This is a genomic window from Fulvimonas yonginensis, assembly GCF_037137055.1.
Taxonomy (GTDB): Bacteria; Pseudomonadota; Gammaproteobacteria; order Xanthomonadales; family Rhodanobacteraceae; genus Frateuria_A; species Frateuria_A yonginensis.
On sequence record NZ_JBBBNY010000005.1, the window covers coordinates 1 to 12,972 of the forward strand.

Genomic DNA, 12,972 nt, shown 5'->3' on the forward strand with positions numbered 1-12,972 from the left:
CCTGGCTGCATCAATACAACTGGCACCGTCCGCATGCCAGCGTTGACTACCAGCCTCCTATCACCCGCATTGCCATGAACAACCTGGTGGGTTTACACAGCTAGACGGCCCTCACCCGGCCGTCCCTCCCGCGCGGGGAGTTCGGCGAGGCGCCGATCGTCCCACGTGCCGCTCACGTGCACTCGGCTAAGATGCAAGGCTTGTCCAAGTCAGCGCGTCTGCCCATGCCCGTCAACGTTCCGACGTACGCCTCGCTGTTCGCCGAGCACGCCCGCCGCCTTTCGCAGACCCACCTGCGCACGCTGATCCCCGACCCGGCGCGTGGCGCGCGCCTGCGCCACCGCGACGGCCCGCTGCTGCTCGACCTCAGCCGGCAGAAGCTGGACGTGCCGGCACTCGATGCGCTCGGCGCGCAACTGGAGGCCAGCGGCTGGCAGGCGGCGCGCGATGCGATGTTCGCCGGCGACGCGATCAACACCTCCGAGGGGCGTGCGGTGCTGCACACGGCGCTGCGCGCGGGCGGTTCGGCGATGCCCTCGCCGGCGCCGGTCGGGGCGCGGCGCGACATCGAGGCCACGCTGGAGCGCATCGCCGAACTGGTCGACGCCATCCACGACGGCCGACAGGAGGCGCTGGGCCTGCCCGGAACCGTGACCGACGTGGTCAACATCGGCATCGGCGGTTCCGACCTGGGCCCGCGCCTGGCCGTGGCGGCGCTGGCGCCGTTCCGCACGCCGCGCGTGCGCAGCCATTTCCTCACCAACGTGGACGGCCAGGCGGCCTACGACCTGATCCGCGCACTGGACCCCCGCACCACGCTGGTGGTGATGGTGTCCAAGACCTTCACCACCCAGGAGACCCTGCTCAACGGCAACGTGCTGCGCGGCTGGATCGGCGAGGCCTACGGCGGCGACGAACGCGCGGTGGCGCGGCATTTCCTGGCGGTCAGCGCGAACACCGAGGTGGCCGGCGGCTGGGGCGTGCCGCTGCGGCAGATCTTCCCGATGTGGGACTTCGTCGGCGGGCGCTACTCGCTGTGGTCGGCGGTCGGGCTGTCGCTGGCACTGGCGATCGGCATGCCGGGTTTCCGCGCGGTGCTGGCCGGCGGCGCGCGCATGGACGACCACTTCCGCAGCGCGCCCTGGCAGGAGAACCTGCCCGCGCTGCTGGCGCTCACCGAGATCTGGAACCGCGACGTGCTCGGCTATCCCTCGCGCGCCGTGGTGCCGTACGCGGACCTGCTCGCCGACCTGCCGAGCTACCTGCAGCAGCTGGAAATGGAAAGCCTGGGCAAGTCGGTGACGCCGCAGGGCGCGCCGGTCGGCCAGCCGACCGTGCCGGTGGTGTGGGGCAGCGTCGGCACCAACGCGCAGCATGCGTACTTCCAGGCGCTGCACCAGGGCACCGAGGTGGTGCCGCTGGACCTGATCGGCATCGTCAACCCGGCCCATCCGCTGCACGGCAACCACGACGCGCTGCTGTCGAACCTGCTCGCGCAGGCGGCTGCGCTGGCGTTGGGCAAGACCACCGAGGAGGCGCTCGCCGAGAACCCTGCCGGCGGCCCGGCGCTTGCCGCGCAGCGCACCTTCCCGGGCGACCGCCCGAGCTCGGTGATCCTGCTCGATGCGCTCACGCCCGAGAGCCTGGGCGCGCTGATCGCGCTGTACGAGCACAAGGTGTTCCTGCTCGGCCACCTGTGGGGCATCAACGCGTTCGACCAGTGGGGCGTGGAGCTGGGCAAGAGCATCGCGCGACAGATCCTGCCGGCGCTGCGCGGCGAGGCTTCCGACGTGCCGCCACTGGATGCGGCGACCTGCGCCCTGATCGACGAGATCCGCCAGCGCCGCACCTGACGCAGGGACGGGCGGGTGCGGCGCGAGCTCGCGCCTACGGAGCGGCAGGTTCGCCGTGGCGGGCGAGTGCCCAGGCCACGTGCTCGCGCACGACGGGCGAGGGATGGCGTTCCCGCGCACGCAGCGCCGCGATCACCGCCGGCGTGCCGGGCGCGTTGCCGAGCGCCACCGCGATGTTGCGCAACCAGCCCTCGTAGCCGGCGCGGCGGATCGCCATGCCCTCGGTGCGGTGCAGGAACTCCTCCTCGCTCCAGCCGAACAGCTCGACCAGCCTGGCGCCGTCCAGGCGATGCCGTGGCGCGAAATCCGGCTCGCTGGCGTCCTGCGCGAACTTGTTCCAGGGGCAAACCAGCTGGCAGTCGTCGCAGCCGAAGATGCGGTTGCCCATCGGCGCGCGCAGTTCCTCCGGGATCGAGCCCTTCAGTTCGATGGTGAGGTAGGAGATGCAGCGGCGCGCATCGAGCCGGTAGGGGCCCAGGATCGCCTGCGTCGGGCACACCTCGATGCAGCGGCTGCAGCTGCCGCAATGCGCGGTCGCCGGTGGATCCACCGGCAGCGGCAGGTCGGTGTAGAGCTCGCCCAGGAAGAAGTACGAGCCGGCGCCGCGGTTGATCAGCACCGTGTGCTTGCCGATCCAGCCCAGTCCCGCGTTGCGCGCCAGCGCCTTCTCCAGCACCGGCGCGGAGTCGACGTAGGCGCGGTAGCCGAACTCGCCCACCGAGGCGCGGATCCGTTCGGCCAGTTTCTGCAGCCGGTTGCGCATCAGCTTGTGGTAGTCGCGGCCGAGTGCGTAGCGGGCCACGTAACCGGCCTCGCCGTCGCCGAGCACCTCCCAGGCATGGCGGGTGCCGGGCGGCAGGTAGTCCATGCGCACGGAAACCACCCGCAAGGTGCCCGGTTCCAGTTCGGCCGGACGGCTGCGGCGGGTGCCGTGGCGGGCCATGTATTCCATCTCTCCGTGGTGCCCCGCATCCAGCCAGCGCTGCAGGTGCGCCTCGTCCGTGCCCAGCTCCACGCCGCTGATGCCGGCGTCGGCGAAGCCGAGCTCGCGTGCCCAGCGCTTGATGTCCGCGGCCAGGGCGGCGTAGTCGGTGGAGACGGGTACGGCCATGCCTCCCATTGTAGGCGCCGGCCCGCTCCTATAATCCGCGGATGACCGCGCCACATCGTCACGCCCTCTACACCGTCGCCCAGGTGCGCGCGCTCGACCGCGCGGCGATCGACGGGCTGGGCATTCCCGGCTACGAGCTGATGCGCCGTGCCGCCGCGGCGGCGTTCGCCGCGCTGCGCCGGCACTGGCCGCAGGTGCGGCGCATCGCGGTGCATTGCGGCCCCGGCAACAACGGCGGCGACGGCTTCCTGCTCGCGCTGCAGGCACACGAGGCCGGGTTCGAGGTGCGGGTGCTCGCGCTCGCCGACGCATCCGGCGAGGGCGACGCCGCGCGGGCGCGGGCGGCCTGCGAGCGCGGTGGCGTGGCGGTGCGGCGCTGGCGCGAAGGCGAGCCGCTGCCCGAGGCGGAGCTGCACGTCGACGCGCTGTACGGCACCGGCCTCAGCCGACCGCCGGGAGCGCCCGCATCCGCCCTGATCGAGGCGATCAACGCCAGCGGCGTGCCGATACTGGCGCTCGACGTGCCCTCCGGCCTCGACGCCGACACCGGACACTGCCCGGGTGTCGCGGTGCGGGCCGATCTCACGGTGAGTTTCATCGGTGCCAAGCGCGGCCTGCACACCGGGCAGGCGCCGGCGTGCACCGGGCGCGTGGAGCTGGCCACCTTGGGCCTGCCGGAGACGCTGTGGCAGGCCGCCGTACCGGACGCGCACCTGCTGCAACCGGCGACCTTGCCGCCGCGCCCGCGCGATGCGCACAAGGGGCGCAGCGGCCACGTGCTGGTGATCGGCGGCGACCATGGAACCGCAGGGGCGATCCGCCTGTGCGGCGAGGCGGCGCTGCGCGCCGGCGCGGGGCTGGTCAGCGTGGCGACCCGCGCCGGGCACCTGCCGGCCCTCAACGCGGCGCGCCCCGAGCTGATGGCGCATGCGGCCGACGGACCGCAGGCGCTGGAGCCGCTGCTCGCGCGCGCGACCGTGCTGGCGGTGGGGCCGGGCCTGGGGCAGGGCGCCTGGGGTCATGCGCTGTGGCTCACCGCACTGGACGCGAGCCTGCCGCTGGTGCTCGACGCCGATGGCCTCAACCTGCTGGCGCGCGAGCCGCGTCGCTTCCAGCACGACCGGCCGGTCGTGCTCACGCCGCACCCCGGCGAGGCCGCACGGCTGCTCGGTTGCGACACCGCCACGGTGGGGCGCGATCGTTTCGCCGCCGCGCGTTCGCTGGCGGACCACTTCGGCGCGGTGGTCGTGCTCAAGGGGGCCGGCTCGCTGATCGCCGCCCCGGGCGGGCGTCTGGACGTCTGTCCCTGGGGCAACCCCGGCATGGCCTCCGGTGGCATGGGCGACCTGCTCACCGGCATCATCGCCGCGCTGCTGGCGCAGGGTTGCTCTGCCTGGCAGGCGGCCGGCCTCGGTGTGGGCCTGCATGCCCGCGCGGGCGACCGTGCCGCACGCGAGGGCGAGCGCGGGTTGCTCGCCGGCGACCTGCTGGCGCCGCTGCGCCGCCTGCTGAACGGACTGGACGCATGAGCTGGACCCTTCCCGACGAAACCGCCACCGCCGCCCTGGCCCAGCGCTTCGCCGCGGCGATCCGCGGCGGCCTGGTGCTCTACCTGCATGGCGACCTCGGCGCCGGCAAGACCAGTTTCGCCCGCGCGCTGCTGACCTCCCTGGGCGCCGGCGAGCGCATCAAGAGCCCCACCTACAGCCTGGTCGAGTCCTACCGCGTCGGTGAACGCACGGCCTGGCACCTGGATCTGTACCGCATCGCCGACCCGGCGGAACTGGAGTGGCTGGGCCTGGACGCGCTGGCCGACCCGGATGCGCTGGTGCTGGTGGAATGGCCCGAGCGCGGGGCCGGGGCGCTCCCGCCCGCCGATCTCGTGCTGCACCTGGCCTACGACGGCCACGGCCGCAGCGCGCGGGCCGAGCCCCGCAATGCGCGGGGCGAGGCCGTGCTGGCCGGCCTGGCAGGCGGCTAAGTTACCGTTTCGTAAGGAAAACGTAGGTCGCGAGCTTTGGCCGGCGCCTTCGCGGCTTGGGCCCGACATCTTGAGCCGCTGTGATAAATGCGGCGCAGGTTATGGATATCCAAGGGAAAAACCCTTGCAATCGCGGTTTTGCTGGGTTTCAATGCGGCGCCATGACATGCTCGCTCGCGCGCCTGGGGGGAATCGGCCTGGTGGCTCTCGCCGCCCTGCTGTCGCTGCCCCCCGCGCAGGCGACCGACGTCCGTGCCGCGCGCGTCTGGGCCGGCCCCGACTACACCCGCGTCGTGTTCGACCTGTCCGGCCCGGCCGACTACACGCTCAGCCGCGATGGCGATACCGTGGAGCTCGACCTGCGCGGCGCCGACCTGGCGGCCGGCTTCGACGCGCCGTCCGCGCAAGGCCTCTACAAGGGCCTGGACAGCCGCCGGGCGGGCGGCATCCTGCAACTGGTGGCCCGCACCGACGCCGGCGCGCGGCCCAAGACCTTCGTGCTCAAGCCCGCCGGCGGACACGGCTACCGGCTGGTGCTGGACCTGTATCCCGGCGACGCCAGCGCCACCGCCGCGGTCGCCGACGCGCGCGACCGCAAGGGCAGCGGCACGCTGGCCAAGGTCAGGCCCCTGCACAGCGTGGGCGGGGCGGCGAAGCAGGCCGCGGCGCTGCTCGGCGGCGAGCGCAAGGTCATCGTCGCGGTCGACGCCGGCCACGGCGGCAAGGACCCCGGTTCGCACGGCCCCGGCGGCACGCTGGAGAAGAACGTGACGCTGGCGGTCGCCCGCGCCCTGGCCGACGAGATCAACCGCCAGCCAGGCATGAAGGCCGTGCTGACCCGCGACGGCGACTACTTCATTCCGCTCAAGCGGCGCTACCAGATCGCGCGCGAGCAGAACGCCGACATGTTCGTGTCGATTCACGCCGACGCCTTTACCAGCAGCGACGCGCGCGGTTCCTCGGTGTGGGTGCTCTCGCCCCGCGGCAAGACCTCGGAGGCGGCGCGCTGGCTGGCCGATCGCGAGAACGGCGCCGACCTGATCGGCGGCGTGTCGCTGGACGACAAGGACGACAGCCTGGCGGCGGTGCTGCTCGACCTGCAGCAGGGCTACGCGATGCAGGCCAGCGAGGCGATCGCCGGCAACGTGCTCAAGGCGCTGGCAAAGCTCGGGCCGACCCATCGCGGCTACGTGGAGCGCGCCAACTTCGTGGTGCTGCGCTCGCCGGACGTGCCCTCGATCCTGGTCGAGACCGCCTTCATCAGCAACCCGACCGAGGAGCGCAAGCTGCGCGACCCCGCGCACCAGCGCCAGCTGGCCGAGGCGGTGATGGGCGGCGTGCGCAACTACTTCGAGGCCACCCCGCCGCCGGGCACCTGGTTCGCGGCGCAGGCGATGCGTCGCAACGGCACGCTGGCCGAGGCGGCCGCGCCTTCGGCGACGACGGTGGCCGCGGCCGACGCCGACCAGGCGCGGGCCGACGCCAAGGTGCGCGACCTGCACCGGGTCGAGCGCGGCGAGAGCCTGGGCAGCATCGCGCGCCAGTACGGCGTCAGCGTGCGCGCCCTGAAGAGCGCCAACCGCATGGACAGCGACAGCGTGCAGGCCGGCGCGGTGTTGACCATCCCCGCCGGCTGACCTCCGCGATACGTCAGGAGCGCGCTTTGCTCGCGATGCCTCTGGCTTTCGTGGCACCGGAGTCGAGACGCATCGCCAGCAAGCTTGCTCCTGCAAGGCGTGGCGCCCGGGCATGGGCTTCCGCCCTGGCAGCCTTTAAGCTTGCGCGATGCCTGTCATCCGCCAGCTTCCTCCCGACCTCGTCAACCAGATCGCCGCCGGCGAGGTGATCGAGCGGCCGTCCTCGGTGGTCAAGGAACTGGTCGAGAACAGCCTGGATGCCGGCGCCACCCGCATCGAGGTGGACATCGAGCAGGGTGGGGCGCGGTTGATCCGCGTGCGCGACGACGGCGACGGCATCGCGCCAGACGACCTGCCGCTCGCCGTCGCCTCGCACGCGACCAGCAAGATCGGCAGTTTCGACGATCTCGAACACGTGGCCAGCATGGGCTTCCGCGGCGAGGCGCTGGCCTCGGTCGCCTCGGTGGCGCGCTTCGCGCTCACCTCGCGCACGCGCCAGGGCGAGGCCGCGTGGCGGCTGGAGGTCGACGGCGGCCGCATGCAGGCGCCGCGGCCGGCGCAGCACCCGGTCGGCACCAGCGTCGAGGTGCGCGACCTGTTCTTCAACGTGCCGGCGCGGCGGAAGTTCCTGCGCGCCGAACGCACCGAGTTCGCGCACATCGACGACCTGCTGAAATCCCTGTCGCTGGCGCGGCGCACGGTCGAGTTCCGGCTGAGCCACAACGGGCGGCCACTGCGCCTGTTCAAGGCCTGCGCGGACGACGCGGCTGCGCTGGCGCGCGTGGCCGAGGTGCTCGGCGAGGATTTCCCCTCGCAGAGCCTGCGCATCGAGCACGCGGCGGCCGGCATGCGTCTGTCCGGCTGGGTCGGCCTGCCGACCGCCTCGCGCGCGCAGGCCGACGGCCAGTATTTCTACGTCAACGGCCGGCTGGTACGCGACCGCGTGGTCGCGCACGCGGTGCGCCAGGCCTATGCCGACGTGCTGTTCCACGGCCGCCATCCCGCCTTCGTGCTGTATCTGGAGCTGGATCCGGCGGGCGTGGACGTGAACGTGCACCCGGCCAAGCACGAGGTGCGCTTCCGCGAGCAGCGGCTGGTGCACGATTTCCTGTTCCGCAGCCTGCACGAGGCGCTGGCGCAGACGCGGGCGGGGCAGGGCGTCGCCACCGTGCATGCCGAACCCGAGCCCGCCCTGGCGTCGGCGGCCGGGATGGGCTACGCCGACGCGCCCTCGTCGGCGCGCCCGGCGCAGTTCGCGCAGAGCCGGCTGAGCCTGGGCCTGCGCGACGAGCCGCTGGCCGACTACGCCGCGCTGCTGGGCGAGCCGCGCGCGGCCGCCCTGCCGCTGCCGGCCGCCGATGCCGCCGAGGCACCGCCGCTCGGCTTCGCCATCGCCCAGCTCAAGCAGATCTACATCCTCGCCGAGAATGCGCACGGCCTGGTGCTGGTGGACATGCACGCGGCGCACGAGCGCATCACCTACGAGAAGCTCAAGGCCGGCCGCGCCTGCAGCAACCTGCGTTCGCAGATGCTGCTCGTGCCGCTCAACCTGTCGGTGAGCGCGAAGGAGGCCGCGGCCGCCGAGGAACATGCCGAAGCGCTCGCCGAATGGGGCCTGGAGCTCTCCCGCAGCGGACCCTCCACGGTGGTGGTGCGTCGCATCCCGGCGCTGCTCGAAGGCGCCGACGTGAGCCAGCTCGCCCGCGACGTGCTGGCGGAACTGGCCCAGCACGGCAGCTCGCGCCGGCTGCAGGAACTGGAGAACGAGCTGCTCTCCACCATGGCCTGCCATGGCTCGGTGCGTGCCGGCCGCCGCCTGACCGTGCCGGAAATGAACGCGCTGTTGCGCGAGATGGAAGCCACCGAGCGCTCCGGCCAGTGCAACCACGGCCGCCCGACCTGGGTGCAGCTCTCGCTGGGCGAACTGGACCGGCTGTTCCTGCGCGGCCGCTGATAACCCGCAACGCGCCGCGACTGCACGGAGCAGGACCGTCGCGGGCGTCCTCTATACTCGCCCGCTCGAGCCGCCGGAGAATTTCGATGCTTCGCGCCAGCCTGCTGATCGCCGCCATGACCCTGGGAGCCGCCACCGTGCACGCCGCCGACACCACACCCTACGTCCAGCAGATCGAGCAGTGGCGCGTCGACCGCGCGGCGCGGCTCACCGCGCCGGACGGCTGGCTGAGCCTGATCGGGCTGGAATGGCTGCACGAGGGGGCCAACCGGATCGGCAGCGCGGCGGACAACGACATCGTGCTCAAGGCCGGCCCAGCCCATCTGGGCACCGTGACCGTCGGTGCGGACGGCACGGTGCGCATCGCCCTGGCGCCGCACAGCGGTGCCACCGTCGACGGCCGGGCGGTGACCGAGGCCGTGCTGGTCGACGACATGCACGCTGTGGCGGGTGCCGCGCCGGCCACGGTGCGCTTCGGCAGCGCGAGCTTCTACGTGATCGAGCGCGACGGCCGCAAGGCACTGCGCGTCAAGGACGCCGAGGCCCCCACGCGCGCGCACTTCGCCGGGATCGACTACTTCCCGATCGACCCGTCCTGGCGCATCGAGGCCGACTGGGTGCCGTTCGCGCCGCCACACAAGCTGGAAATCGGCTCGGTGATCGGCACCATCGAGGCGGTGGACGTGCCGGGCAAGGCGGTGTTCCGCCGCGACGGCCACGCCTTCGAGCTGCTGCCCTACCAGGAGGAGCCGGGCGGCGAGCTGTTCTTCGTGATCGCCGACCGCACCTCCGGCAAGGAGACCTACGGCGCCGCGCGCTTCCTGTACGCGGCGCTGCCGGCGGGTGGCCTGGCCCGGCCAGGCAAGGTGGTGCTCGACTTCAACCGCGCCTACAACCCGCCCTGCGCCTTCACGCCGTTTGCCACCTGTCCGCTGGCGCCGCCGGAGAACCGGCTGGACCTGGCGGTGACCGCGGGCGAGAAGAAGTACCGCGGCGGGCATTGAGGGGCGGGCGGCGCGCTCAACGTCCCGTGAACTGCGCCTTGCGCTTCTCCAGGAATGCGCTCGTCCCTTCGCGCATGTCCTCGGTCGCGAACGCCAGCGCGAACGCCTGGGTCTCGAACTCCAGGCCCTGGTCGAGCGGGGTCTCGCCGCCCAGCAGGACGGCATCGAGGACGCCCGCGGCCGCCAGCGGCGCCGCCGCGGCCAGCTGGTCGGCCAGCGCGTCCACGGTCGGGTCCAGCGCCTCGGGCGCGACCACGCGGTTGACCATGCCCATTTCGTAGGCGCGCTGCGCCCCGATCGGCGCCCCGGTCAGGCACAGCTCCAGGGCCGCGCCACGCCCGGCCAGGCGCAGCAGGCGCTGGGTGCCGCCGAAGCCGGGGATCAGGCCGAGGTTGATCTCCGGCTGGCCGAACTTGGCCTTCTCGCTGGCCACGCGCAGGTGGCAGGCCATGGCCAGTTCCATGCCGCCGCCCAGCGCGAAGCCCTGGATGCGCGCGATCACCGGCTTGCCCAGCCGCTCGATCGTGCTCATCAGGCGCTGCCCGGTGCGCGAGAAGGCCTGCGCCTGTACCGGCGTGTAGCCGTTCATCTCGGCGATGTCGGCGCCGGCGACGAACGCCTTCTCGCCGGCGCCGGCCAGCACCACGGCGCGCACCGCGTCGTCCTGCGCGGCCTGGGTGAAGGCCAGGGTCAGCTCGTTGAGCGTGTCGCGGTTCAGCGCGTTGAGCTTGTCGGGACGGTTGACGGTGACGATGCGCACCGCGCCGCGGTTGGCGATCTCCAGGTTGCGATAGGCCATCACGGGCGCTCCGGGAAAGGAAAACGCGCATGGTAACAGCGGGAACCTTTGCCGCCGTGCGGCGTTCTCAGGATGCGCGGTGCCCGCCTGCACGGACGGCGCAAACCGCTTAGCATCCGTCGGGTCGACAGCGAGAGGTGGACGAGGCATGGTACGAGTACGTGGTCTGGCATGGGGCATGCTGCTGGCTTGCGGCATGGCGCACGCGCAGGACCACGCCACGACCTCGGCCCAGCCCGCGCTGGACAAGCACAAGCTGTCCTACGCGATCGGCTACCAGATCGGCAGCCAGTTCGCCGGCGGCGACCCCGCCGTCGACCTGGCCACCGTGCAGAAGGCGATGCAGGACGCCTACGCGCGGCGCCATCCGGCGGTCTCGCTGCAGGAGATGCACGAGCAGTTGCAGCGGCTCGAGCAGAAGATGCACGCCGAGGCGGTGGCCGAGTTCCACCGCATCGCAGAGGCCAACGCGAAGAAGAGCGCCGCCTACCTGGCGAGCAACCGCCAGCAGCCGGGGGTGGTGCAGTTGCCCTCGGGCATCCAGTACGCGGTGCTGCAGAAGGGCAGCGGCAAGGAAAGCCCCACCGTCACCAGCACGGTGACGGTGAACTACCGTGGCATGCTGGTGGACGGCACCGAGTTCGACAGTTCCTGGGCGCACGGCGCGCCGGTCACCTTCCAGGTCGACAAGGTGATCCGCGGCTGGCAGGACGTGATCCCGCGCATGCACGTGGGCGACCGCTGGAAGGTGGTCATCCCGCCCCAGCTGGCCTACGGCGAGCGCGGCCAGCTGCCGCGGATCGGCCCCAACGAGGCGCTGGTGTTCGAGATCGAGCTGCTCGACATCAAGCACTAGCCGCGCCCGGACCGCAGGCCGGTACGGCTTCGTGCGCCACGCCGACGTCCGTATGCTCCGCATCCGCTACCATGCCGGCGATGTCCTCCCCGTACGCCCCCTCCGCCGCCCCCGCGCCGCTCACGCCCTGCGTCGGCATCTGCCGGCTGGATGCGCGCGGCTGGTGCGAGGGCTGCCTGCGTTCGGGCGAGGAGATCGCCCGCTGGCGCAGCATGGACGAGGCCGAGCGCCTGCGTTACATGCGCGAGATCCTGCCCGCGCGCGCGAGGCCGTGATGGACGGCGTGGCGGAGCCTTCGATCGAACGCCTGCTGGACGCGTTGCCGCGCGCCCTGCGGCCCCTGTCCGATCCGCCCTCCGCCCCCGGCTGGAACCACGCCCAGATGGTCGAGCTGATCGGCGAGATGCAGCGCCGGCCGGCGGCCGTGCTGATCGGCGTGCGCGAGGGCGTACAGCCGCGGCTGGTGTTCACCGTGCGCACCGCGCACCTGCAGGCGCACGCCGGCCAGGTGGCGTTCCCCGGTGGCCGCCAGGACCCGGAGGATGCCGACGCCGTGGCAACCGCGCTGCGCGAGAGCGAGGAGGAGATCGGGCTGGAACGTGCCCACGTCACGCCGCTGGGCTTCCTGGATTGCTTCGAGACGATCAGCGGCTACTGCGTCACCCCGGTGGTGGCGCGCATCGCCGAGGAAGCCGTGCTCTACCCGACGCCGGCCGAGGTGGCGGAAGTGTTCGAGGTGCCGTTCGCGTTCTTCCTTGAACCGGCCAACCTGCGCCGCTACGTGATGGATTACCGCGGCCACCCGCGGCCGATGGTCGAGTTCCTCCACGGCGGCCACCGCATCTGGGGCGCCACAGCGGCGATGCTGCTCAACTTGCTGGAACGGATGGGACACGCATGAGCCTGCACACTACCCTGATCGACGCGGCCACGCTGGCCGCCATGGCACCGGACGAGATGCTGATTGTCGACTGCCGCGCCGACCCGGCCGGCGCCGGCGCCGCCCACCCCGACAAGCCGGAGCGGGAGTACCGCGAAGCCCACATCCCGGGCGCGGTGCACGCGAGCCTGGAGCGCGACCTTTCCGACCTCGGCCGCACGGGGCAGGGACTGGGGCGCCATCCGCTGCCGCTGGAGCAGGCGTTCTCCGCCACGCTGGGCCGCTGGGGCTGGCGCCCCGGCCTTCAGGTGGTGGCCTACGACGCCGGCAGCGGCGCGCTGGCGGCCGCGCGGCTGTGGTGGCTGCTGCGCCTGGCCGGCGTGCGCGAGGTGGCCGTGCTCGACGGCGGCTTCGCCGCCTGGCGCGCGGCCGGGCTGCCGGTGGAAGCCGGCACCGTGCAGCGCACGCCGACCGAGGTGGACCTGCGTTTCGACGCCAGCCAGGCGATCACCGACCATGCCGCCCTGCACGCCGAGCCGGCGCCGGTGCTGCTGGACGCACGCGCGGCCCCACGTTACCGCGGCGACACCGAACCGCTGGACCGGGTCGCCGGCCACGTGCCGGGCGCGCTCAACCGGCCGTACGCGGACAACCTCGGCGACGACGGCCGCTTCAAGCCGCCGGCGCAGTTGTGCGAGGAATTCGCCGCCGTGCTGGGCGACACGCCGCCGGACAAGGTCGTGCACATGTGCGGCTCGGGCGTGACCGCCTGCCACAATCTGCTAGCCATGGAATACGCCGGACTGCACGGCTCGCGGCTCTACGCGCCCTCGTGGAGCGGCTGGGTGAGCGACCCGGCACGGCCGGTCGCCACCGGCTAGCGCACCGCCCCGGACA

The 12,972-nt window shown here is 72.6% G+C and carries 10 protein-coding genes and 2 pseudogenes; 10 read left to right on the top strand and 2 right to left on the bottom strand.

Going from position 1 to position 12,972, the window contains the following annotated elements:
- Both WAT24_RS08990 and pgi read left to right on the top strand, forming a co-directional pair.
- Positions 1 to 104 (top strand): annotated as a pseudogene (locus WAT24_RS08990) (IS481 family transposase); the annotation flags it as partial.
- A 120-nt stretch (positions 105 to 224) separates the two neighbouring features.
- Positions 225 to 1,853: a glucose-6-phosphate isomerase gene (gene pgi, locus WAT24_RS08995; RefSeq protein ID WP_336807522.1), complete on the top strand. Its 1,629-nt coding sequence runs from the start codon at positions 225 to 227 to the stop codon at positions 1,851 to 1,853.
- Positions 1,854 to 1,887: 34 nt separating this feature from the next.
- On the opposite strand, the gene queG is transcribed toward pgi, so the two are convergent.
- Complete coding sequence (gene queG / locus WAT24_RS09000) at positions 1,888 to 2,964, bottom strand: tRNA epoxyqueuosine(34) reductase QueG (RefSeq protein ID WP_336807523.1); 1,077 nt, start codon at positions 2,962 to 2,964, stop codon at positions 1,888 to 1,890.
- Positions 2,965 to 3,005: 41 nt separating this feature from the next.
- On the opposite strand from queG, the gene WAT24_RS09005 reads away from it, so the two are divergent.
- From WAT24_RS09005 to WAT24_RS09025, 5 genes are all read left to right on the top strand, one after another.
- A complete protein-coding gene (locus WAT24_RS09005; RefSeq protein ID WP_336807524.1) occupies positions 3,006 to 4,493 on the top strand; it encodes an NAD(P)H-hydrate dehydratase in 1,488 nt (495 codons plus the stop codon).
- A complete protein-coding gene (tsaE, locus tag WAT24_RS09010) occupies positions 4,490 to 4,945 on the top strand; it encodes a tRNA (adenosine(37)-N6)-threonylcarbamoyltransferase complex ATPase subunit type 1 TsaE (RefSeq protein WP_336807525.1) in 456 nt (151 codons plus the stop codon). The genes WAT24_RS09005 and tsaE overlap by 4 nt, the downstream gene beginning before the upstream one ends.
- Before the next feature lie 161 nt (positions 4,946 to 5,106).
- A complete protein-coding gene (locus WAT24_RS09015) occupies positions 5,107 to 6,582 on the top strand; it encodes an N-acetylmuramoyl-L-alanine amidase (protein WP_336807526.1) in 1,476 nt (491 codons plus the stop codon).
- A gap of 148 nt (positions 6,583 to 6,730) precedes the next feature.
- Positions 6,731 to 8,536, top strand: a complete 1,806-nt coding sequence (mutL, locus tag WAT24_RS09020) for a DNA mismatch repair endonuclease MutL (protein ID WP_336807527.1) — start codon at positions 6,731 to 6,733, stop codon at positions 8,534 to 8,536.
- Between the two features lie 86 nt (positions 8,537 to 8,622).
- The gene (locus WAT24_RS09025; RefSeq protein ID WP_336807528.1) at positions 8,623 to 9,540 is read left to right on the top strand and encodes a DUF1684 domain-containing protein; all 918 of its coding nucleotides are present in this window, start codon (positions 8,623 to 8,625) and stop codon (positions 9,538 to 9,540) included.
- 16 nt (positions 9,541 to 9,556) lie between these two features.
- Here WAT24_RS09025 and WAT24_RS09030 read toward each other — a convergent pair whose 3' ends face one another.
- A complete protein-coding gene (locus WAT24_RS09030; RefSeq protein WP_336807529.1) occupies positions 9,557 to 10,339 on the bottom strand; it encodes an enoyl-CoA hydratase/isomerase family protein in 783 nt (260 codons plus the stop codon).
- Positions 10,340 to 10,487: 148 nt separating this feature from the next.
- Here WAT24_RS09030 and bamJ point away from each other — a divergent pair, with 148 nt between their 5' ends.
- The 3 genes and pseudogenes from bamJ to WAT24_RS09045 all read left to right on the top strand — a co-directional run bounded on the left by bamJ (position 10,488) and on the right by WAT24_RS09045 (position 12,956).
- Entirely contained in the window at positions 10,488 to 11,195 is a 708-nt protein-coding gene (gene bamJ / locus WAT24_RS09035) for a BamJ family beta-barrel-assembly machinery protein (protein ID WP_336807530.1), read from the top strand.
- Positions 11,196 to 11,266: 71 nt separating this feature from the next.
- Positions 11,267 to 12,096 (top strand): annotated as a pseudogene (locus WAT24_RS09040) (NUDIX hydrolase).
- Positions 12,093 to 12,956 carry a sulfurtransferase gene (locus WAT24_RS09045; RefSeq protein ID WP_336807531.1) on the top strand — a complete coding sequence of 288 codons (864 nt, stop codon included), beginning with the start codon at positions 12,093 to 12,095 and terminating at the stop codon, positions 12,954 to 12,956. The pseudogene WAT24_RS09040 and the gene WAT24_RS09045 overlap by 4 nt, the downstream one beginning before the upstream one ends.
- The last annotated feature ends 16 nt before the right edge of the window (positions 12,957 to 12,972 follow it).

Excerpts from the sequence above, each read along its gene's own strand:
- pgi (WP_336807522.1), top strand. The coding sequence starts at position 225 with ATGCCCGTCAACGTTCCGACGTACGCCTCGCTGTTCGCCGAGCACGCC.
- queG (WP_336807523.1), bottom strand. The coding sequence starts at position 2,964 with ATGGCCGTACCCGTCTCCACCGACTACGCCGCCCTGGCCGCGGACATC.
- WAT24_RS09005 (WP_336807524.1), top strand. The coding sequence starts at position 3,006 with ATGACCGCGCCACATCGTCACGCCCTCTACACCGTCGCCCAGGTGCGC.
- tsaE (WP_336807525.1), top strand. The coding sequence starts at position 4,490 with ATGAGCTGGACCCTTCCCGACGAAACCGCCACCGCCGCCCTGGCCCAG.
- WAT24_RS09015 (WP_336807526.1), top strand. The coding sequence starts at position 5,107 with ATGACATGCTCGCTCGCGCGCCTGGGGGGAATCGGCCTGGTGGCTCTC.
- mutL (WP_336807527.1), top strand. The coding sequence starts at position 6,731 with ATGCCTGTCATCCGCCAGCTTCCTCCCGACCTCGTCAACCAGATCGCC.
- WAT24_RS09025 (WP_336807528.1), top strand. The coding sequence starts at position 8,623 with ATGCTTCGCGCCAGCCTGCTGATCGCCGCCATGACCCTGGGAGCCGCC.
- WAT24_RS09030 (WP_336807529.1), bottom strand. The coding sequence starts at position 10,339 with ATGGCCTATCGCAACCTGGAGATCGCCAACCGCGGCGCGGTGCGCATC.
- bamJ (WP_336807530.1), top strand. The coding sequence starts at position 10,488 with ATGGTACGAGTACGTGGTCTGGCATGGGGCATGCTGCTGGCTTGCGGC.
- WAT24_RS09045 (WP_336807531.1), top strand. The coding sequence starts at position 12,093 with ATGAGCCTGCACACTACCCTGATCGACGCGGCCACGCTGGCCGCCATG.